Below are 23,302 nucleotides of genomic sequence, written 5' to 3' on the forward strand. Positions count from 1 at the left end.
TTATGAAAAATAATAATGCACAAGTCTTGATTAAAGGAACCTGGATTTTATCAGTTTCGTCTTTGATTACCAAAATTTTGAGTGCTTTTTATCGAGTGCCTTTGCAAAATTTAGTAGGGGATCGAGGATTTTACGTTTATCAACAGGTCTATCCATTGTATGGGCTATGTACTGCAGTTGCTTTAACGGGCATTCCAATGTTTGTTTCACAAGTATTAGCAGAAAGCTCAGAGCAAAGCAGCAACAACCGTCGTTATTTATTAATAGGGGCAATAATTTTAGGAATATTAGGTGCTGTAGTCTTAAAAATCTTGGCATTTCCACTTGCCAGTTGGATGGGAGATAGCCGCTTAGCACCCTTGATCAAGGCCTTATCTTGGTTTTATTTGTTAGCTCCTTTAGAAGCAGTTTATCGCGGTATTTATCAAGCAGATTTTCAAATGTTACCCACAGCTTTATCACAGGTAAGTGAACAAATAGTTCGAGTTATTATTATTATTGCTGCTGCTGTCACTTTACCTACAGAGTATTACCAAATGAGTACTTGGGCCCATGCAGGATCCGGAGTAGGAGCTTTAACGGCTTTAATTATTTTGGTTAGTTTTAAGTTGCCACAGACAAATGCTGCTCCTACAGTGAAGCCTAATTTAATTAACCTGGGTAAACGATTTATTACAGAAGGTTTAATGTTTAGTTTATTTGGAAGTTTGTTAGTTTTATTTCAGACAATTGACTCGTTTACAATGTATAAATTATTATCGTCAAATAATTGGACAAATCCGCAAGTTCTGAAAGGCATTTATGATCGCGGACAGCCGTTAGCTCAATTAGGCGTTGTAGTAGCGATATCATTTGCGACTGCGATTTTACCGCAATTAAGCCGACGACCAGCAGCTAAGCAACAAACTATTATATCTAGTACTATACATGTGACCTTAACTTTAGCAGCTAGTAGTGCCGTAGGTATGGCAGTACTTATGCCTCAGATTAATACCTTGTTATTCCAAAATAGTCGCCAAAGTCTAACATTAGCGATTTATGTGTTGTCAGTAGTGTTTGTGGCTTATGCTATGGTGCTTAACACTATCATGCAAGCGCAGCATTACCACCAACAAAATTTTAGGGAATTGTTTTTAGTTTTAGTATTGAAATGGGCTGCTAATCTGTGGTTAATTCCGCATTTAGGCCCATTGGGCGCTAGTATAGCTACATTATTAGCGAGTTTTTTATTGGCTGTCTTGTTATATTATAAAGCCAGCCGTAATTTACAAAAGATTTTAATCCAAAGAGGTTTTTTGAAAAAATTAGTCTTAATAATGCTTTTTTTGGCTGGTTTTGTAGCAGTATTGTCCATGTTTTGGCGTTTGATTGAGCCATTGACCCGTCTAACAGCTCTTTGGGAAGTCAGTTTAACTATTGTCTTAGCCGTGTTAATTGTGGTAATTTTAAGTTATCACTGGCAGCTATTGACTCTAGATGAGTGGGATTTAGTTCCGGGTGGCTCATGGATTTTAAAAATGTTAGGAGGAAAGCATGCGCTTAGATAAGTATTTAAAAATATCGCGTTTAGTTAAAAGACGAACATTAGCTAAAGAAATAGCTGATAAAGGCCGAATAGATATTAATGGCAGAACAGCAAAATCTTCAACTGATGTGCAAGTTGGTGATCAAATAACTATTCACTATGGTGATAAAACAGTAGCTGTGGAGGTTTTACAAGTTTTGGAAAATGTCAAAAAAGATGCAGCAGCTGATTTATATAAAAATCTTGATTAACCCTCAAGAAACCCTAGACAGCCCATATTGTTGTTGTTATACTCAAACTAAGAACTTTTTGAGGGGGATTAATTTTGCCGCAGATACAACGTTCAAATAATATTCGCCCGATAAATTTGAGTAATGACGATTTATCTGCCGAAAAAAAATTTAAACTGCGGGTACGTCAAGTACATCGACGACGTACGAGTATTCTTATGCTTATATTTGGTGGAATTAGCTTAGCTTTTGGCGGACAATTATATCAAGCTCATCAAATTAAAGCTCAAACTCAAACTCAATTAGTTCAGCAACAGCAAAAATTACACAATGCACGTTCTCGGAGCAATGATTTACATGCTCAAGTGCGCCAGCTTCATGATCCGGAATATTTAGATAATTTAATTCGTTACCGCTTTAATTATTCTCGTGATGGTGAGATTATATATAATATTCCCAGTGAAGCTAACAAAAATCTTAATTTTTAAGGAGTAAGGTAAATAATATGACCGTATCAGTAGGAACAAAAGTAACAGGTAAAGTTACCGGAATAAAAGATTTCGGAGCTTTTGTTGATATTGGTAATGGTCAAAGTGGTCTGGTGCATATTAGCCAGATTTCTAATGACTATGTTAAAGATATCCACGATAAGCTGAGTGTGGGCGATATTGTGACTGCAGTTGTTGTTGGCGATAACCACGGAAAGATTGCACTTTCGATTAAACAGGCACAAGAACCGAGTGCTAGTCATCATAATAAAAGTCAAAATCATTATCATAAACCAGTACCTAAAAAAGCCCCCAGCGAAGGTTTTGATGATTTATTAGCTGATTTTATGAAGGAAAGTCAAGATCGCTTATCCAGCTTGAAAAAAAATACTGAAGGAAAACGTGGCGGCCGTGGTGGCCGTCGCGGTTAGGTTCGAGATTCTCCTCGAACTTTTTTTGTTAATTAATATGGATCAAACAGAAACAAAATTTATTCAACAAGTTAAAAATAATAATTTTTTTAATTCCCAAGATTGCTTATTAGTAGCTGTTTCTGGCGGTAGTGACTCGATGGCTTTATTAAACTTGCTTTTATGCCTTCCACATTCTTTACGAGGAACAATCGAAGTGGCGACAGTAGATTTCGCTTTGCGTCCTCAAAGCAGTGACGAAGTGAATTTAGTGCGGCAATTTTGCCAGCAACACCAAATACCCTTCCATACTACACAGTGGCGGCATGATGATGATTTGGAAGCAATGGAAGTCAAAGCGCGTCATTTTAGATATAATTTTTTTGCTCACATTATGCAACAACGACATTTGAATAAGTTAGTAACTGCTCATCAAAGTGATGATCAGGTCGAAACAATTTTAATGAAATTGATTCGCAGTGGTAATATTTGGGAAAGTAAAGGCATTTTGCCGCAGCGATCTTTCACACAGGGAGAACTTATTCGTCCCTTGTTAATTTTTTCGAAAGTAGAATTAACAAATTATTTAAAGCGCCAGCATATTAAATTTGCAGTCGATGAGAGTAATTTTCAAAATATTACGATGCGCAATCGTTTGCGCAATCAGGTATTGCCATTATTACGTCATGAAAATCCGCAATTAAATCAGCATTTAGCTGTTTTTGCTGCACAAAATCAAACTTTACAACAAATAGTTTTAAATTATTTTCAACAATTAGCCACAATGGCAGTGCAGGCTAAAAGTAATGGCTGGCAAATAGATTTAGTGACTTTAAAACAATTACAACCACCCGAAGTGGCACTTTTTGTTCAATTTGTTGTACACCAAAAACTTTCCTTTGATTTAAATAACCGCCAACTTCAGCAAGTGCAGTTTTTATTGCAACGTTCCCAAGCACATTTAGACTTAAAGGCTGGTTGGACAATTGATAAATCATATCAAAAATTGATTATTCAACCAGTCAAAATTAATAATTCTGCTCCTGATTTGATAAATTTGCCCTTAGATAAACCGGTCTTTGCAAATGGGCAACAAAAGATTACAATAAAACAAGTTACCAAAAAAAATTCGCGTACTTTTTATTTCGATAAAATTCCTCAGAATATTATCTTGCGCAGACGCCAAGCTGGTGACAATTTAAGACTGCTAAATGGACAGCATCAAAAATTAAAAAAGCGTTTGATTGATTTAAAAATTCCTCAAATCCAGCGGGATCAATTAAAGATACTCGTATTTGATGATCAGATTGTTTGGATTCCGGGAATTTATCGCTATCAATGCAAACCAACACCATATTTATTCGAGGTTATAATAGGAGATTAAAATGAGCATGGATCAAGATATTCAAGAAATACTATTTACACCTGCAGAAATTGCAGCTGCTAATCAAAAACTCGGCCAGCAATTGGCTCGTGATTATCATGGTAAAAATCCGCTGTTTGTCTGTGTATTGAAGGGGGCAATTTTGTTTTTGACAGATTTAGTACGTCAAATTCCCGAAAGCGTTGAAATTGACTTTATGGATGTTTCTAGTTATCATGGCAAAACTACTTCTTCTGGTGAAGTGAAAATTCTGAAAGACTTAGATGTTTCCGTAGCTGGTCGTGATGTAGTTTTTGTTGAAGATATTATTGATACAGGTAAAACTCTCAAAGCCTTAATGGATTTGTTTGCCTCACGTAAGGCTAAGTCAGTAAAAATTGTGTCTCTAGTCGATAAGCCAGCTCATCGAGAACAAGTTGTGCAAGCTGATTATATTGGCTTAACATGTCCAGATAAGTTTATAGTTGGTTATGGAATGGATTATCAAGAAAATTATCGTAATCTTCCTTACATTGGTGTTTTAAAATCAGAAGTTTATTTATAGAAGCCAATGAATTATTGTGGTAATGTGTTAACATAGAAATAAGTCATGTTCGTGGAGGAAAAATAGATTGAAAAATAATCGAAATGGGCTACGAAATAACAGTCTATTTTATATAATTATTTTTGTATTATTAATTTTAGCAACCAGTTGGTTTGTTGGTGGACAAGGATCTTCTCCAGTTGAGAACTTTACGTCGAGTGAGTTCATTACTCATTTACGTGATAATAAAGTTAAGAATTTCTCAGTTCAACCATCAAACGGTGTTTACAAAATTAATGGTACTTTGAAAAATGCTGAAAAATCACAGGGTGCTAACGGTAATATGAACTTATTTGGTCGAGGAGTTAATCAAGCTAATAACTCCAAGCAGTTCACAGCAACTGTATTGCCTAATGATGCTTCCCTGCAACAAATTAGTAAAGCGGCACAAAAGACCAAGACGCAAATGAATACTCATGAAGAGTCACAAAATGGAATGTGGTTGAATTTAGCAATTACGATTGTGCCATTCTTGCTGTTTTTCTTCTTCCTGTATTCAATGATGAGCCAAGCTGGTCAAGGTGGCGGTGGTGGTGCCGGAAAAATTATGAGTTTTGGCAAAACCCAGACTAAACCAGTTGACCCTAAAAAGAACAAAGTACGTTTTTCCGACGTAGCTGGTGCTGAAGAAGAAAAACAAGAACTAGTTGAAGTGGTTGATTTCTTAAAAGATCCCCGTAAGTATTTGGCTTTAGGTGCAAGAATACCTTCGGGTGTGCTTTTAGAAGGACCTCCAGGAACTGGGAAGACTTTATTAGCACGTGCTGTGGCTGGTGAAGCTAAAGTTCCATTTTACTCCATTTCTGGTTCTGACTTTGTAGAAATGTTTGTTGGTGTTGGTGCTTCACGGGTTCGGGACTTATTTACGAATGCTAAGAAAAATGCCCCTGCCATTATCTTTATTGATGAAATTGATGCCATTGGCCGCCAACGTGGTAACGGTAAAACTGGTGGCGGTAACGATGAACGTGAACAAACTTTGAATCAATTGTTAGTTGAAATGGATGGTTTTACTGGTAAAGAAGGTATTATTGTTATTGCAGCAACTAACCGCTCTGATGTCTTAGACCCTGCTTTGTTGCGGCCAGGACGTTTTGATCGAAAGATTCTAGTAGGACAGCCAGATGTTAAAGGACGTGAGGCTATTTTACGTGTTCATGCTAAAAACAAACCTTTAGCTGATGATGTCGATTTAAAAGTTATTGCTCAACAAACCCCAGGATTTGTTGGTGCAGACTTGGAAAATGTGCTCAACGAAGGAGCTTTAGTAGCTGCTGAACGTAATAAAAAGCAAATCGATGCTGCGGATATTGATGAGGCCGAAGATCGTGTGATTGCTGGACCTGCTAAAAAAGATCGAATTATTTCCCCAGAAGAAAAGAAAATGGTTGCTTATCATGAGGCAGGACATGCCATTATTGGGGTAGTTTTAAGTGATTCTCGAGTTGTTCGTAAAGTTACTATTATTCCACGTGGTCGTGCTGGCGGATACGCAATTATGCTGCCTAAAGAAGACCAGAATTTGTTAACTAAGAAAGATTTGATGGAACAAGTAGCTGGATTGATGGGTGGCCGAACCGCTGAAGAAATTATCTTTAATAGTCAATCCTCAGGTGCATCTAATGACTTTGAACAAGCAACACAAATTGCCCGCGCAATGGTTACTGAATATGGAATGTCAGATCGCTTAGGCATGGTCCAATTAGAAAAGGGCGGCGCTCCTGTCGGTGCATATGGACAGGCTAACTATTCTCAAGAAACTGCAACTGTAATTGATGATGAAATTCGGAAGATTTTAGATGAAGCTCACAAAACAGCTGTTGACATTATTCAAGGTCATCGTGAGCAACATAAGGCTATTGCTGAGGCATTATTAAAGTATGAAACTCTTGATGAAAAGCAAATTTTGAGTTTGTATAATACTGGAAAAATGCCAGCTACAAATCAAGAAGAGTTTCCTTCAGAAAAAGCTTCAACTTTTGAAGAAGCAAAGAAAATTGCTCAGCTACGTGATGAAAAGAAACAAGCTAAAGAAGGTCACAGTGCTGAGACAGCAACAACATCTGCGCAACCACTAGAAGAAAATCCAGATGGTCAACCAGATGATGTGAGTGATGATAATCATGTACAAGATGATGATTAAAATAATTGTTAGTGAACTTGGTTATTTTTACCACTGCAATATTTTATAATTGATGGGGGTTGAGACTGAAAGTCTCAACCTTTTATTTTATTGAAAGTAGGTAAAGTTTTGAAAGATTATTTGATTAAAGCTTTAGTTAATCAAAGTAAATTCCGCGTGTATGTAATAAAAGCTACCCGGCTAGTGAACGAGGCTCAAAAAAGCCATCAACTTACACCTTCAGCAACACAAATATTGGGTGAAAGTCTCATTGCAACTTTATTATTGAGTACTTCAATGTTAAAAAATGATGAAATGCTGACTACCCGCTTAATTGGTAACGGACCTATTGGAGCTGTCATTGCTGACGCAAATGCACAAGGGCAAGTGAAGGGGTATTTACAAAATCTTCCTACTGATTTAACAAATTATAATAAGCAGTCAGAGCTAATTGGTAATCAAGGCAGACTCAGCGTCACCAAAGATCAAAAATTAGCTCAACCCTTTACCGGAGAAGTGCCCTTAATAAGTGGCGATATAGCTCAAAATTATGCTTATTATTTAGCCAAATCAGAACAAATTCCTGCAGCTATCGGCTTAGTAGTAAATATAAATGCTAAACAAAAAGTTATTAGTGCTGGTGGATTTATGATTCAGGCTTTACCTAATACGCCAACTAGTGATAGTGAACAGATAATCCAACAAATCCGCCAATTGCCGTCATTAAAACGGATTTTTACGATTAAATCTACACCAGAAATGATTTTAACTAAATTATTTAAGCAGACTGATACTAAAATTTTACAAAAAGCACCCGTAGAATTTCATTGTGATTGCTCTAAAGCCCGTTTCGCACGTTCATTAGCGGGATTAGACAGTAAAGAATTGCAAGCTTTAATCACTGAACAACATGGTGCAGAAACAGTTTGCAGGTTCTGTGGTCAAGCATATCAATTTACATCAACTGATTTACAAAAAATTATTGCTGAGAAGTAATTGCAACCAGGGCTATGACTTTGCTATTATGTAAGTAATTAGCTCCGTGAGAAAGGAAGAAGTTAATGGAGTGGAAAATTGGTAATGTTACGATTCCTAATCAAGTAGTTGTTGCACCAATGGCAGGTATCTCCAATTATTCTTTTCGTATGACTGCGAAAGAATTTGGTGCTGGTCTTGTGATTTGTGAAATGGTCAGTGATCGGGGTATTTTATATAATAATAAAAAAACTCTATCAATGTTGTACGTTAATGAAAATGAACATCCTATTAGTATCCAAGTTTTTGGAGGTTCTAAAGAAACTTTAGTTCCGGCAATTAAATATGTAGCAGAGCATACTGCCGCAGATATTATTGATATTAATATGGGATGTCCGGTTAAAAAGGTTGTTAAAACTGGTGCTGGCTCACAATGGTTATTAGATCCTGATAGCATTTATGACTTAGTAAAAGCAATTAAGTCTGTAATTGATAAGCCATTAACATTAAAGATGCGGACAGGCTGGGATCAAGATCATATTTTAGCAGTGGAAAATGCGCTGGCCGCTCAAGAAGGTGGGGCTGATGCGGTAGCAATGCATGGTCGAACTCGAGCGCAAATGTATACTGGTCACGCTGATTGGGAACTTTTGCATGAAGTAGCTCAACATTTGACAATTCCTTTTATCGGTAATGGTGATATCCGGACTCCCCAGGATGCTAAAAGAATGATTGATGAAGTGGGGGCCGATGCAGTGATGGTAGCCAGAGGAGCTATTGGTAATCCTTGGGCACTCAAAGCAATGGCTCATTATTTAGACACTGGAGAATTATTGCCAGAGCCTACGCCGTTCCAAAAAATTCAGACGGCCAAAGAGCAATTAGATAAGTTAGTTCAACTAAAAGGAGAACGGATTGGTGTGCCTGAATTTAGACAACAATTAGCTTATTATCTCAAAGGAATCCCTCGTTCTGCTCGGACTAAAGCAGCAGTAAATGAAGTTATGACTCAACAAGAAGTCAATCATTTGTTAGATAATTTTGCGGAAAAATTAAGTACCAAAACATTAAATAGATAAGGAGAACTTTAAATGCCAAAAAATGAAGAAGAAATGAACGATCAACTACGCGTTAGACGGCAAAAAATGGAAGATTTACAAACTGCGGGTATTGATCCTTTTGGTCATCGCTATGACCGTACTGCCACTGCAGACGAATTGCATCAAAAATATGGTGAATTAGATAAAGATGATATTTCTGCGCAAAATATTACTGTTAAAATTGCTGGTAGAATGATGTCTAAGCGAGGTAAAGGTAAAGTTGGCTTCGCGGATATTAAAGACCGCTCAGGCAAAATTCAAATTTATGTTCGTAAAGATACCGTTGGTGAAGAAAATTATCAAATTTTCAAAAAGGCTGATTTAGGTGATATTTACGGTATTGAAGGCGAAGTTATGAAAACTGACATGGGTGAATTAACTGTAAAAGCAAACCACGTCACCTTGTTAACTAAAGCTTTGCGGCCTTTGCCGGATAAATATCATGGCTTAACTAATGTTGAACAACGCTATCGGCAGCGTTATCTTGATTTAATAGCTAATCAAGATAGTTTTGATCGTTTTGTAAAACGTACTAAAATTGTTTCAGCGATTAGAAAATATTTAGATCAAAATGGATTTTTGGAAGTAGAAACACCAGTTTTACACAGTCAAGCTGGTGGCGCTGCGGCTCGTCCATTTATTACGCATCATAACGCCTTAAATATTGATTTGTATCTACGGATTGCTTTGGAACTACATTTAAAACGATTGATTGTTGGTGGTATGGAACGTGTTTATGAATTGGGGCGAGTTTTTCGTAATGAAGGAATTGATACCAAGCATAATCCAGAATTTACCGAGTTAGAAACTTATGCTGCTTACTTTAATTTTGAAGATGTTATGGACGAAACAGAAGGTATTTTTCGTTATGCAGCACAAGAGGCTTTAGGAACTTTAAAATTTACCTACCAAGGTGAAAATGTTGATTTAGCACAGCCATTCCAGCGAGTACATATGGTTGATGCTATTAAGGATGCTACTGGAGTTGATTTTTGGCCAGAAATGTCATTAGTCCAAGCACGGCAATTGGCTGATGAACACCATGTGCATTATGAAGATTACTGGCAAGTTGGGCATATCATTAATGCTTTCTTTGAAGAATTTGTTGAAGATACAATCAAAGTACCAACATTTATTTATGGACATCCAATTGAAATTTCACCCTTAGCTAAAAAAAGTGAAAAAGATCCTCGCTTTGTTGATCGTTTTGAATTATTTATTTTGGGCAATGAATATGCTAATGCCTTTACTGAATTAAATGATCCTATTGATCAACGCCAACGCTTTGAAGCTCAAGCTGCTGAAAGAACTGCTGGTAATGATGAAGCCGAGAGTGTTGATGATGACTTTGTAGAAGCTTTAGAGTATGGCATGCCTCCAACTGGTGGATTAGGCATCGGAGTTGATCGCTTGGTAATGTTGTTAACTGATGCGCCATCTATTCGAGATGTGGTACTATTTCCAACCTTACGTCCAGAAGACAAATAATGAGAATCTAACCAGTTTATTGAGAAACTTAAAATTTAGAGTTGAATTTTTATTTTTTAGTTGTTATAATAATACAGTCGTTGGTTAGCCAATGATTGTTGAGTCGCTAGCTCAGTTGGTAGAGCAACGGCCTTTTAAGCCGTGGGTCGTGGGTCCGAGCCCCACGCGACTCATTAACTGCTAATAAGTGCAGTTACTTTAATATTGCGGAAGTAGTTCAGTGGTAGAACATCACCTTGCCATGGTGGGGGTCGCGGGTTCGAATCCCGTCTTCCGCTTTTGTTACCTTGCCGGGGTGGCGGAACTGGCAGACGCACAGGACTTAAAATCCTGCGGTAAGTGATTACCGTACCGGTTCGATTCCGGTCCTCGGCATATGCACCCATAGCGCAATTGGATAGAGTGTCTGACTACGAATCAGAAGGTTGTAGGTTCGACTCCTACTGGGTGCATTATTACAATTTAATAGTTATCTTTTTTGCGGAAGTAGTTCAGTGGTAGAACATCACCTTGCCATGGTGGGGGTCGCGGGTTCGAATCCCGTCTTCCGCTTTTTTATTTCGGGAAATAGCTCAGCTTGGTAGAGCGCTGCGTTCGGGACGCAGAGGTCGCAAGTTCGAATCTTGTTTTCCCGATTTTTTAACGATAATAATCGGGAAATAAAGACTAGGCTCAACACATTAGAATTTTGATGTGTTGAGTTTTTTAGTTGGAAGATTAACTACTATAAGATCAATATAATAGCGTTTCTTATTAAATTTTTATTGCCATATTCCAGTTATTACCACTGTAATAGGCCTTCCTACAAAATAAGAATTGATATCAGCTATTACCAATTCTTTTGATATAATTAAAGTATACGGTATCATATATTAGATTTTGGGGGATGAGATTTGTGGATATTGAAAAATTTATTGCACGCAGAAAACAATTAGGATATTCACAATTTTCTTTGAGTCAAGGTATTTGTACGCAATCAACTTTAAGTAAATTTGAAAATCGGAAACAGACACCGGCTTTGCCGATTTTAGAGCGATTGTGTGATCGTTTAGATTTGACTATTGCAGAATTAAATGAAGATGATCCGACATCGATCAATTTTGCCAGCCACAAACTTGATCAAATTGAAGAGAATCTAATGGTAGAAAATTATAATGACGCAATTATTAATTTACAACAAATTGATTATCAAAAGTTAAGATCAAACCAGGGGCGTCTGCAATACTGTTATCTTAAAGGGATGTTTTTAGCTGTGAGTGATACAAACGATGCTGAGGCAGAATTATATTTTCGACGAATTTTAAACGAGTTAGATCCTAAACAAAGTACAATGTTTACGCAATTATCATATTTAGGACTTGGCATTGTTGCAGATCACCAGCATGATGACGAAACAGCAACATTAATGTTCAACAAAGTTCAACTATATGTAGCAACTAGTTTAACCGAAGGAATAGCAGATTTTCGAACCAAACAAATTTTTCGGTTATTAACTTTGATGTTTTATTTAGCTACATATTTAGCTGAACATGACCGGCTGGATCAGAGTAATAAATTATTAGATGAAGAACTTGATGTCTCTTCGCAAAGACATGTTACTTACTATGTAACCCGTGCGAAATTTCTTCAAGCGCAAAACTCTTGGAAATTGAATCATGATATTGTGAAATTGAAATCTTTATTGAGTGAAACACTTATTTTTGCTAAATTTAATCGCAACCAAGTAGTTCCTAAACAGGTAGCTAAATTGCTACGGAAACTTGAAAAAAAGAATAAAGTTAAGCAAAAATCTTAATTAAAAAAGGCATCATTTATCATAATTGTAACAATTGTGGTATACTTTCAAAACAGTATGAGAAAGAAGGGCTGTTAATGAATGAAATATTTACTGCAAGTGCCAAAGAGTCACTGCGTTTGGCCCAGCAGGCAGCTAAAAAATTTCACCACCACGCCGTGGGTAGTGAACATATATTATATGGTTTGGTTAAAGAAGGTTCTGGCGTAGCTGCTAAAACCATTATTGATTTATCAATATCTGCAGAAGATATCAAAGATGAAATTGAAGCTATGACTGGATATGGAACTGAAGATACTAAAGCAAATAACGTTATGTATTTACCTTATTCACCACGTGCTGGTCAAATTCTAGAAGCAGCTGGTCAACAAGCTAAGCTATTAGAAGCGCCTCAGATTGGTACCAGCCACATTTTATTAGTTTTATTACGAGATCAAACAATATTAGCTTCTCGTATTCTGGCCAATTTGGGAATTAGTGTGGTCAAAACTCGTAAATTATTATTACAAAAGATGGGGATTTCAACTAAGGGTGATAGTAAAAAGCGCGCTACACAGCAGCAAACACTCAGTGGTAAAAGCAGTACTCCTACCTTAGATTCGTTAGCAAGAGATTTAACACAATATGCACAGGAAAAACAATTAGACCCAGTAATTGGGCGTGATTCAGAAATTGAACGTACAATTCAAATTTTAAGTCGCCGCACTAAGAATAATCCAGTTTTATTAGGTGAGCCAGGTGTGGGCAAAACTGCGATTGTTGAAGGTTTAGCACAAAAAATTATTGCTGGTGAAGTCCCTGTGGAAATGACCAACAAGCGTTTAATGCTTTTAGATATGGGTTCATTAGTAGCTGGTACTAAATATCGGGGTGAATTTGAAGATCGCTTAAAAAAGATTATTAATGAGATTTATCATGATGGCAATGTTATATTGTTTGTGGATGAATTACACACGATGATTGGTGCTGGTGGAGCTGAAGGGGCAATCGATGCTTCTAATATCTTAAAGCCTGCGCTCTCGCGCGGTGAGTTGCAAATGATTGGGGCAACAACTTTAGATGAATATCAAAAATATATTGAAAAAGATGCAGCCTTTGCGCGAAGATTTGCTAAAGTGCAAGTTGAAGAACCTTCAGTTGCTGATAGCTTTTTGATTTTACAAGGTTTGCGACCAGAATATGAAGAACATCATCAATTAAAGATTACTGACGAAGCCTTAAAAGCAGCCGTAAAGTTATCTCAACGATATTTGCCTAATCGCTTTTTGCCAGATAAGGCGATTGATTTAATTGATGAAGCTAGTGCTAGTGTTCATATCAAAGCCAGTTCTACACGAGCAATTGATAAAATAGAACAGCTTGAACACCGACTTAATACTGCTTCACAAGCTAAGGAGCAGGCTATTACTGACCAAAATTTTGAAGAAGCTGCTCGTTATCGGCAAGAAGAGATGACTTTTAAACATAAGTTGGAGAAACAAGAACAAAAATCTGATAAACGTAATCGAAAGTCATTACCACATGTGCAAGAACAAGATATTGCTCAAGTAGTTTCACAATGGACAGGAATTCCCGTTTCCAAAATGACTAACCACCAATCACGGCAATTATTGAATCTTGAAAAAGAGTTGCACCAACGAGTGGTTGGACAAGAAGAAGCTATTAGTGCGGTAGCACGTGCTATTAGACGTGCTCGTAGTGGCTTAAAAGATCCACAGCATCCAATTGGTTCATTTTTGTTTATGGGGCCAACCGGAGTTGGGAAGACGGAATTAGCTAAGGCACTAGCAGCTAGTATGTTTGGCAAGGAAACAGATATTATTAGAATTGATATGTCGGAATACATGGAAAAATTCAGTACTTCACGACTAGTTGGTTCTGCACCAGGCTATGTTGGCTATGAAGAAGGTGGCCAATTAACCGAGCAGGTGCGAAATCATCCTTATTCAGTTATTTTGTTGGATGAAGTGGAAAAGGCTCATCGGGATGTCTTTAACTTATTGTTACAAGTATTAGATGATGGCTTTTTAACTGACTCTAAAGGCCGCAAAGTTGATTTTCGAAATACGGTTATTATTATGACTTCCAACTTAGGAGCAACAACTTTACGGGATACACACACTGTTGGCTTTAACGAAACCACAATAACGAACCATTATGAAAGTATGAAACAACAAATTCTTGCAGAAACAAAACAATTTTTCCGACCAGAGTTTTTGAATCGGATTGATGATATTTTAGTTTTCCATGAATTGACAAAAACTGACTTGCATCAGATTATTAAAATTATGTCTCAAGGTTTAATTAAACGTTTGAATGAACAACAAATTAAACTAAAATTAACCCCGAAAGCAATGGATTATTTAGTTGAAAAGGGTTATAACTCTGAACTAGGGGCCCGCCCACTACGGCGCACAATTCAAGTCGAAGTCGAAGATCAGATTAGTGACTTATTATTATCCAATCAATTGCGTGCTGGTGATCAATTATCAGTAGGAGCTGCCAAGCAGCAATTAAAATTTAATATACGACATCCAGAAACTATTCAAGCATAATGAGTTGACTAATGAAGTGATTTGTTATAATATTTAAATTGACTAATTAGCGTGGTATGAGATGCGTATTTCTTGCCGAAATATTGTCCGGTAAGGAATTATAAAAAGGCAAAAATAGTGAATTACTATTTTTGGTTTTTTTTTGCTCAAAAAGTACCATTTGCTAAGTTGTAATCAAATTGTAACATTTGACGTTTAGATTTTATTGAAAGGGTGAACAGCTTGACGGAAGAAAAAGTTCGTTTCCACAATGTCAATTACGGAAAACATCGGACACGGCGTAGTTATGCGCGGATTAAGGAAGTTTTACCGTTACCTAATTTAATTGACATTCAGACCAATTCTTATAATTGGTTCTTAGATGAAGGCTTAAAGGAAATGTTCCAAGATATTATGCCAATTGATGATTTTGCTGGCACTTTATCATTAGACTATGTTGACTATAAGCTTTTAAAACCAAAGTATACTGTCAATGAAGCACGGAATCACGATGCCAATTATTCAGCACCGTTACATGTAACTTTAAGATTAACTAATCATGAAACTGGTGAAATTAAGACACAGGATGTCTTTTTCGGTGATTTTCCATTAATGACTGAGCAAGGTACCTTTATTATTAATGGTGCAGAGCGAGTTATAGTTTCACAATTGGTTCGTTCTCCAGGCGTTTATTATACTGCAGAAGCTGATAAAAACGGCCGAATGATTTATGGTACTACTGTTATTCCTAATCGTGGTGCGTGGCTGGAATTTGATAACGATGCGAAAAATATTGTTTATGTTCGAATTGATCGGACTCGTAAGTTACCAATTACCGAATTAGTTCGGGCCTTAGGTTTTGGAACTGACAGTGAAATTCTTGATATTTTTGGTAATAATAGCGACTTTTTAAATCTAACTTTAGAAAAAGACGTTCACAAGGATCCTTCAGATTCACGTGTAGCGGAATCTTTAAAAGATATCTATGAACGTTTACGTCCGGGTGAACCTAAAACGGCTGAAAGTTCCCGTTCATTACTGTATGCCCGTTTCTTTGATCCTAAACGTTATGATACTGCCTCTGTAGGGCGTTACAAAGTAAATAAAAAGCTTAATCTGAAAACTCGTTTGCAAGGATTGACCTTAGCTGAAACCTTGGCTGATCCAGATACGGGTGAGATTATTTTGAAGAAAGATACTAAGCTTGATCGTGAAGCTTTAAATAAGCTCTCTCCTTATTTAAAGAATCCTGATTTTAAGGCTGTTACTTTCCAACCTTCAGATGAAGGAATCTTAGGCGACCCTGTTAAGTTGCAAATTATTAAAGTTTATTCTCTTGCAGATGAAGATAAGATAGTTAACGTTATCGGCAATGATAATATTGACGAAAAAGTAAAGCATATTACGCCGGCTGATATCTTGGCTGAAATTAATTATTTCTTTAATTTACAAGAAGGCATTGGTAGTGTTGATGACATCGACCATTTAGGTAATCGTCGGATTCGTTCTGTTGGTGAATTATTACAAAACCAATTCCGTTTAGGCTTATCAAGAATGGAACGGGTAGTCCGTGAACGGATGTCAATTCAAGATACTGCGACAGTTACACCACAACAATTAATTAATATTCGTCCCGTAGTAGCTGCCATTAAAGAATTTTTTGGTTCATCACAGCTATCACAATTTATGGATCAGAATAATCCGTTAGGTGAATTAACTCATAAGCGTCGTTTATCAGCCTTGGGACCTGGTGGTTTGACACGGGATCGGGCCGGTTATGCTGTCCGGGATGTGCATTATACGCATTATGGCCGGATGTGCCCGATTGAAACTCCTGAAGGACCTAACATTGGTTTGATTAATAACTTAGCTACTTATGGAGTAGTTAATAAGTATGGTTTCATTGAAACTCCTTATCGTCGTGTTTCTTGGGATACTCATAAAGTTACTGATAAAATTGATTATTTAACAGCAGATGAAGAAGATAACTACGTTGTAGCTCAGGCTAACACACCTTTGAATGATGATGGATCTTTTGCAGTAGAACGAATCTTGGCTCGTCATCAAGATGATAATATTGAAACTACTGCTGACAAGATTGACTACATGGACGTTTCACCTAAGCAAGTAGTTTCAGTAGCTACTGCCTGTATTCCTTTCTTGGAAAATGATGATTCTAACCGTGCTTTGATGGGTGCTAACATGCAACGTCAGGCTGTACCATTAGTAAAACCTCATTCTCCATTAGTTGGTACTAGCATGGAATATGTTGCCGCCCACGATTCTGGAACTGCTTTATTAGCTCATGATGCAGGTATTGTTAATTACGTTGATGCGCGCACTATTAAAATTCAACGTGATGATGGCACAATGGATATTTATGACTTAATGAAATTCCGGCGTTCTAATGCGGGTAAATGTTATAACCAACGCCCAATCGTCGAAAAGGGTAATCATGTTGATAAAGGCGAAATTATCGCTGATGGCCCAGCTATGCAAGAAGGGGAACTGGCTTTAGGTCAAAACCCACTAATTGCTTTCATGACTTGGAATATGTATAACTATGAAGATGCCATTGTTTTATCTGAGCGTTTAGTACGTGATGATGTCTATACTTCCATCCACATTGAAGAATATGAATCTGAAGCACGTGATACCAAGTTAGGACCTGAGGAAATAACACGTGAAATTCCTAACGTTGGTGAAGATGCGTTGAAAGATTTAGATGAAAGCGGAATTGTTCGGATTGGTGCGGAAGTACGCGATGGTGATATTTTAGTAGGTAAAGTTACTCCAAAAGGTGTAACTGAATTAAGTGCTGAAGAAAGATTATTGCATGCTATCTTTGGTGAAAAAGCTCGTGAAGTCCGTGATACTTCCCTACGTGTACCTCATGGTGGCGGTGGAATCATTCAAGATGTAAAGATTTTCACTCGGGAAGCTGGCGATGAACTTAGCCCAGGTGTAAATACTATGGTTCGAGTTTACATTGCACAAAAGCGGAAGATTCAAGTTGGGGATAAAATGGCTGGTCGCCACGGTAATAAAGGTACTGTTTCTATTGTTGTTCCAGAAGAAGATATGCCTTATATGCCTGATGGTACTCCAATTGACATTTTGTTAAATCCAATGGGTGTGCCTTCACGTATGAATATTGGGCAAGTTTTGGAATTACACTTGGGAATGGCTGCTAGAACCTTAGGTATTCACATTGCTTCACCTGTTTTTGATGGTGCAACTGATGATGACTTATGGGCTGCCGTTAAAGAAGCCAACATGGCTTCTGATGCAAAGACCATCCTATATGATGGCCGTACTGGTGAACCCTTCCATAATCGTGTAGCTGTTGGTGTTATGTATTATATGAAATTAGCTCATATGGTGGATGACAAAATCCATGCTCGTTCTATTGGACCTTACTCTTTAGTTACTCAACAACCACTTGGTGGTAAAGCTCAATTCGGTGGTCAGCGTTTTGGTGAAATGGAAGTTTGGGCTTTGGAAGCTTACGGGGCAGCTTATACCTTACAAGAAATTTTAACGTATAAGTCAGATGATGTTACTGGGCGTGTTAATACCTATGAAGCAATTGTCAAAGGTCAAACCATCCCTAAACCAGGTGTTCCAGAATCATTTAGAGTTTTGATCAAGGAATTAGAATCATTAGGTTTAGATATGAAGATTCTAGATCATGAACATCATGAATTAGAATTACGCGATATGGATGAAGATGCTACTAGTAACAGCGTTGATGCCTTATCACGTTTAGCTGAACAACAAGAACAAAAACGTGCACAAGAACAAGCTCAAGTAGAAGAAAAGAAGAAGCAAGAACAGCAACCTAATTTAGACAGTTTAATGGATAAAATTAATAGTCTGAGTTCAGATAATAATGATGATAGCAACAATTAAGAGGAGGTTGCCAATTGATAGACGTCAATAAGTTTGAAAGTATGCAAATTGGACTGGCATCGCCAGATAAAATTCGCAGCTGGTCTTATGGTGAAGTCAAAAAGCCCGAAACGATTAACTATCGAACCTTAAAACCAGAACGGGATGGACTTTTCGATGAGCGTATCTTTGGTCCGACTAAGGATTGGGAATGCGCTTGTGGTAAATACAAACGAATTCGCTATAAAGGTATTGTTTGTGATCGTTGTGGAGTTGAAGTTACCAAGTCCAAAGTACGCCGTGAGCGTATGGGACATATCGAATTAGCTGCACCTGTAACTCATATCTGGTACTTTAAGGGAATCCCTAGTCGTATGGGCTTAGTCTTAGACATGAGTCCAAGAGCTTTAGAAGAAATTATTTATTTTGCAGCCTATGTAGTTATTAAAGCTGGAAATACTGACTTAGAAAATAAGCAGTTATTAACAGAAACAGAATATCGGCAAAAACGTCAAGAATATGGTAATGCTTTTATTGCTAAAATGGGTGCTGAAGGTATCAAAGAATTACTCCAAGCTGTTGATTTAAATAAAGAAGTTGAACATTTAAAAGAAGTTTTAAAATCAGCAACTGGTCAAAAGCGGACGCGAGCAATTAGACGATTAGATATTTTAAATGCTTTTAAAAAGTCAGGTAACCGCCCTGAATGGATGGTTATGGACTGTATCCCAATTATTCCACCAGACTTACGGCCAATGGTTCAGTTGGAAGGTGGACGTTTTGCCACTTCTGACTTAAATGACTTATATCGCCGTGTTATTAATCGTAATAACCGGTTGAAACGATTATTAGATTTGAATGCACCTAATATCATTGTGCAAAATGAAAAACGGATGTTACAAGAAGCAGTTGATGCTTTGATTGATAACGGTCGTCGTGGACGTCCGGTAACGGGTCCTGGTAATCGTCCTTTGAAATCTCTGTCACATATGCTGAAAGGTAAACAAGGACGTTTCCGTCAGAATTTGTTGGGTAAACGTGTTGATTATTCTGGCCGTTCTGTTATTGATGTGGGACCAACGTTGAAGTTTTATCAATGTGGTTTGCCCCGGGAAATGGCACTGGAATTATTTAAGCCATTTGTTATGCATGAATTAGTGAAACGGGAATTAGCTTCTAATATTAAAAATGCTAAGCGAAAAATTGAGCGTCAAGATGATGCTGTTTGGGATGTATTAGAGGATGTCATTAAAGAGCGCCCAGTTCTTTTAAACCGGGCACCAACGTTGCACCGTTTGGGTATTCAAGCTTTTGAACCTGTATTAGTTGATGGGAAATCTATTCGATTACATCCTTTAGCTTGTGAAGCTTACAATGCTGACTTTGATGGTGATCAGATGGCTGTCCATGTACCGTTATCTGATGAGGCACAAGCAGAAGCAAGAATGTTAATGTTAGCTGCGCATCATATCTTAGCTCCTAAAGATGGTAAACCAATTGTTACACCATCGCAGGACGTTGTTTTAGGTAATTATTATTTAACCTTAGAAGAACGTGGTCGTGAAGGCGAAGGTATGATTTTTAAAGATATGAACGAAGTTGAAATGGCCTTTCAAAATGGTGATGTCCATTGGCATACTAGAATTGGTTTGGCTACTGACTCCTTAAAGGATTTTGACTTTAAAGATACTGATCGCCATCGCATTATGTTGACTAGTGTTGGTAAAGTGATTTTTAATCGGATTTTACCGCAAGGGATGCCGTTTTTAAATGAACCAACACAAGAGAATTTAATTAATGGTGTGCCAGAAAAGTATTTCTTAAATGAAGGTGAAGATATTCATCAACGTTTACAAGATATGCCTTTAAATGATCCTTTTAAAAAGGGTTATCTTAGTGATATCATTGCCCAAGTCTTTAAGGTTTATAAAGTTCAACGTACATCTGAATTGTTAGATGACATGAAGGAATTAGGCTATACTGCATGTACCTTGTCTGGATTGACTGTTGGTGTTGCTGATGTTCCACAATTAGATGATAAACAATCAATTGTTGATGCTGCCCACAAACAAGTAGCTACTGTTTCTAAACAGTTCCGTCGTGGTTTAATCACTGATGAAGAGCGACATAATCGTGTTGTCAGCATTTGGAATGATGCTAAAGATGAAATTCAGCAACAGTTGGTTGACAGTTTTGATCCTAAAAATCCTATTTCAATGATGTCTGATTCTGGAGCTCGTGGTAATATTTCTAACTTTACTCAGTTAGCTGGGATGCGGGGCTTAATGGCTGCTCCTAACGGCGGAATGATGGAAGTTCCAGTTACATCTAACTTCCGTGAAGGTCTCTCGGTTTTGGAAATGTTCATGTCAACTCACGGTGCCCGTAAAGGTATGACAGATACGGCTTTGAAGACAGCGAACTCAGGTTATTTGACAAGACGTTTAGTTGATGTTGCCCAAGACGTGATTGTTCGTGAAGAAGATTGTGGTACTGATCGGGGAATCGAAGTTTCAGCTATTAGTGATGGTAACGAAATTATTGAACCACTATATGATCGTTTAGTTGGCCGTTATACACAAAAAGCGGTATTTGATCCTCAAACTCATGCAGTTATGATTGATAAAAATGCCATGATTGATGAAGATATGGCACAAAAAATTATTGATGCTGGTGTCACTACAGTGACAATTAGAAGTGCTTTTACCTGCAATACGCGCCACGGCGTTTGTCAAAAATGTTACGGTCGTAATTTGGCAACAGGTGAAGAAGTTGAAGTTGGAGAAGCAGTCGGTGTTGTAGCTGCACAATCGATTGGTGAACCGGGTACCCAGTTAACTATGCGTAACTTCCATACTGGTGGTGTTGCTGGTGGCGAAGATATTACTCAAGGACTTCCTCGTGTCGAAGAAATTTTTGAAGCTCGTAATCCAAAAGGTTTAGCTACAATTTCTGAAGTTGATGGTACTATAACAGCAATTGATGAAAACCCTGCTGAGCATTCTCGTGAAATTACTGTTGAAGGTAAAACTGATACTAGAACCTATAGTGTGCCTTATACTGCTAGTGTGGCAGTTTCTGAAGGTGACGAAATTGCTCGTGGTGGTAAATTAACTGCTGGGTCTGTTGATCCCAAGCAATTAATTAAAGTTACTAATGTACAAACAACGGAAAACTATCTTCTATCTGAAGTTCAAAAAGTATATCGCATGCAAGGTGTTGATATCAGCGATAAGCATATTGAAGTAATGGTTCGCAAGATGTTGCGTAAGATTAGAATTTTAGATCCTGGCGATACTGAAATTTTACCGGGTTCATTGGTTGATATTGGACAATTTACAGATGATAATAAAGAAGCCTTAGTAAGTGGAAAGTTACCCGCTACTGGTTCTCCAGTATTGTTAGGTATTACCAAAGCTTCATTGGAAACTAACAGTTTCTTATCAGCTGCTTCCTTCCAAGAAACCACCCGTGTCTTAACTGATGCTTCAATTCGTGGAAAGAGCGATCCATTAGTTGGACTTAAAGAAAATGTGATGATTGGAAAGATTATTCCTGCTGGAACAGGGATGGCAAAATATCGTCATATGGAACCTGAAAAAGTTGGTCCTAGTGTTCAAAAAGAAACAGATAATCAAATAAGCATTGCTGATGTTGAAGAAAAGCTAAAAGCTTACCAAGAAAAGCAACGTTAATGAGTCTAAAAAGCCTATCTACCTCAAAAGGTGGATAGGCTTTTTTTATTCATTAACTTTAAAAGTATGACTAATAGGTTGAGTGATTTTCTCGGTTATATTTTCTGATAAAGAAAATTTAGTCATTGTGGGACAATCTTCTGGTTGTATATAAATAGTTCGCTGGTCCACATCATAACCAGACCAATATCCTGTGTAATCACAAGTTTCACTATGATCATTGACATGTTCAATTCCTTGTGGAATCATAACAGATTTAAAAACATTATATAATTGTGTAATTCCTTGTTGACGCTCAAAAGGAGCCAAAAATTTAGAAAGAAAAGTACTCCGAATGAATCTGGAAGGAGCAGTATAATCACCAGGTAAGCCTAATAAACCGGAACCACTTTCAATTTGTTTAATATCTAAATTAGCAGTTAATTGATGATGGCCGCGATTATGATTAGTTAAATATAAATAGTTACGCAAATTATCTAAATGCCAAGAATATTGAGGACTATTGGTCATTACACCAATACTATCATAGATTTTGAAAGCACCTTTATCTACGGGCTCTAAAACAATGCTATTGCCAAAATTATCACTAAAAGTATAATGCATGGGAATTGGAGTGGGAATACCAGTATCGGCATGATCCCAATCGGGATAATTAGTTTTAATTTGACCAAAATTAGAAAAAGCTTTTTTTATTTCGGCAATGCTGCCAAAGTTACTTAAAACGTAGGCAATCACTTCTTCACCAATAATAGGTTTTAAAGAACGCTTTTTTAAATCTTCTAATGTTGTCCAAGACGCTTCTTCTAAATACTGCGCATCACCAACAATCCCAGCACTATTAATGCCATCATTAAAAAATAAAGAATTATTAACGTTAATTCCCGCAAAAGCAAACTTGGTTTGCCAAGACTGATGTAGTCCTTTTAACTTATAACCCTTGGGATAAGCGGTAATCTTACTATCGACACTAGCTTTGAACGGATCGAAAGTAAAATCCATAGTACGTCCCCAAAAGACATCTTGATTAGTAGCTTGAATTGAAATACTTGTGCACATAATGTAACCTCCTATTGCTAATTATC

The 23,302-nt window shown here is 37.3% G+C and carries 15 protein-coding genes and 6 tRNA genes; 20 read left to right on the top strand and 1 reads right to left on the bottom strand.

The features are described from left to right. Window positions 1-2: 2 nt before the first annotated feature. From DS830_RS00400 to rpoC, 20 genes are all read left to right on the top strand, one after another. Window positions 3-1,547: a polysaccharide biosynthesis protein gene (locus tag DS830_RS00400; RefSeq protein WP_118907893.1), complete on the top strand. Its 1,545-nt coding sequence runs from the start codon at window positions 3-5 to the stop codon at window positions 1,545-1,547. Further along, window positions 1,534-1,776: an RNA-binding S4 domain-containing protein gene (locus tag DS830_RS00405; RefSeq protein WP_118899528.1), complete on the top strand. Its 243-nt coding sequence runs from the start codon at window positions 1,534-1,536 to the stop codon at window positions 1,774-1,776. Before DS830_RS00400 ends, DS830_RS00405 begins: the two co-directional genes overlap by 14 nt. A gap of 74 nt (window positions 1,777-1,850) precedes the next feature. Then, window positions 1,851-2,243, top strand: coding sequence for an FtsB family cell division protein (locus tag DS830_RS00410; RefSeq protein WP_118899526.1), 393 nt, complete (start codon window positions 1,851-1,853; stop codon window positions 2,241-2,243). A 17-nt stretch (window positions 2,244-2,260) separates the two neighbouring features. Continuing rightward, a complete protein-coding gene (locus tag DS830_RS00415) occupies window positions 2,261-2,674 on the top strand; it encodes a S1 domain-containing RNA-binding protein (protein WP_118907894.1) in 414 nt (137 codons plus the stop codon). Window positions 2,675-2,711: 37 nt separating this feature from the next. Next, the gene (tilS, locus tag DS830_RS00420; protein ID WP_118907895.1) at window positions 2,712-4,037 is read left to right on the top strand and encodes a tRNA lysidine(34) synthetase TilS; all 1,326 of its coding nucleotides are present in this window, start codon (window positions 2,712-2,714) and stop codon (window positions 4,035-4,037) included. Between the two features lie 7 nt (window positions 4,038-4,044). Continuing rightward, a complete protein-coding gene (gene hpt, locus DS830_RS00425; protein ID WP_118900394.1) occupies window positions 4,045-4,581 on the top strand; it encodes a hypoxanthine phosphoribosyltransferase in 537 nt (178 codons plus the stop codon). Between the two features lie 67 nt (window positions 4,582-4,648). Beyond that, the gene (gene ftsH, locus DS830_RS00430) at window positions 4,649-6,763 is read left to right on the top strand and encodes an ATP-dependent zinc metalloprotease FtsH (RefSeq protein WP_118907896.1); all 2,115 of its coding nucleotides are present in this window, start codon (window positions 4,649-4,651) and stop codon (window positions 6,761-6,763) included. Between the two features lie 90 nt (window positions 6,764-6,853). Continuing rightward, entirely contained in the window at window positions 6,854-7,738 is an 885-nt protein-coding gene (gene hslO / locus DS830_RS00435; RefSeq protein ID WP_205526789.1) for an Hsp33 family molecular chaperone HslO, read from the top strand. A gap of 65 nt (window positions 7,739-7,803) precedes the next feature. After that, window positions 7,804-8,796 carry a tRNA dihydrouridine synthase DusB gene (gene dusB / locus DS830_RS00440; protein WP_118899517.1) on the top strand — a complete coding sequence of 331 codons (993 nt, stop codon included), beginning with the start codon at window positions 7,804-7,806 and terminating at the stop codon, window positions 8,794-8,796. Between the two features lie 12 nt (window positions 8,797-8,808). Then, window positions 8,809-10,305 (top strand): lysine--tRNA ligase, encoded by a 1,497-nt coding sequence (lysS, locus tag DS830_RS00445; RefSeq protein ID WP_118907898.1) that lies wholly within the window; start codon window positions 8,809-8,811, stop codon window positions 10,303-10,305. Between the two features lie 100 nt (window positions 10,306-10,405). Further along, a tRNA-Lys gene (locus tag DS830_RS00450) sits at window positions 10,406-10,478 on the top strand. Between the two features lie 33 nt (window positions 10,479-10,511). Beyond that, window positions 10,512-10,583 (top strand) — tRNA-Gly (locus tag DS830_RS00455). Between the two features lie 11 nt (window positions 10,584-10,594). After that, a tRNA-Leu gene (locus DS830_RS00460) sits at window positions 10,595-10,680 on the top strand. Window positions 10,681-10,683: 3 nt separating this feature from the next. Then, window positions 10,684-10,757 (top strand) — tRNA-Arg (locus DS830_RS00465). Window positions 10,758-10,785: 28 nt separating this feature from the next. After that, window positions 10,786-10,857: transfer RNA gene (locus tag DS830_RS00470), tRNA-Gly, on the top strand. Between the two features lie 9 nt (window positions 10,858-10,866). Continuing rightward, window positions 10,867-10,940, top strand: a tRNA-Pro gene (locus DS830_RS00475). A 260-nt stretch (window positions 10,941-11,200) separates the two neighbouring features. After that, a complete protein-coding gene (locus DS830_RS00480; RefSeq protein ID WP_162887461.1) occupies window positions 11,201-12,100 on the top strand; it encodes a helix-turn-helix domain-containing protein in 900 nt (299 codons plus the stop codon). Window positions 12,101-12,177: 77 nt separating this feature from the next. After that, the gene (locus DS830_RS00485) at window positions 12,178-14,655 is read left to right on the top strand and encodes an ATP-dependent Clp protease ATP-binding subunit (RefSeq protein ID WP_118907900.1); all 2,478 of its coding nucleotides are present in this window, start codon (window positions 12,178-12,180) and stop codon (window positions 14,653-14,655) included. Between the two features lie 222 nt (window positions 14,656-14,877). After that, complete coding sequence (rpoB, locus tag DS830_RS00490; protein WP_118899510.1) at window positions 14,878-18,546, top strand: DNA-directed RNA polymerase subunit beta; 3,669 nt, start codon at window positions 14,878-14,880, stop codon at window positions 18,544-18,546. A 14-nt stretch (window positions 18,547-18,560) separates the two neighbouring features. After that, window positions 18,561-22,220: a DNA-directed RNA polymerase subunit beta' gene (gene rpoC / locus DS830_RS00495; RefSeq protein WP_118907901.1), complete on the top strand. Its 3,660-nt coding sequence runs from the start codon at window positions 18,561-18,563 to the stop codon at window positions 22,218-22,220. Between the two features lie 45 nt (window positions 22,221-22,265). On the opposite strand, the gene DS830_RS00500 is transcribed toward rpoC, so the two are convergent. After that, window positions 22,266-23,276, bottom strand: a complete 1,011-nt coding sequence (locus tag DS830_RS00500; protein WP_118907902.1) for a linear amide C-N hydrolase — start codon at window positions 23,274-23,276, stop codon at window positions 22,266-22,268. Between the last annotated feature and the right edge of the window lie 26 nt (window positions 23,277-23,302).

Source organism: Bombilactobacillus bombi (assembly GCF_003522965.1).
Lineage (GTDB): Bacteria > Bacillota > Bacilli > Lactobacillales > Lactobacillaceae > Bombilactobacillus > Bombilactobacillus bombi.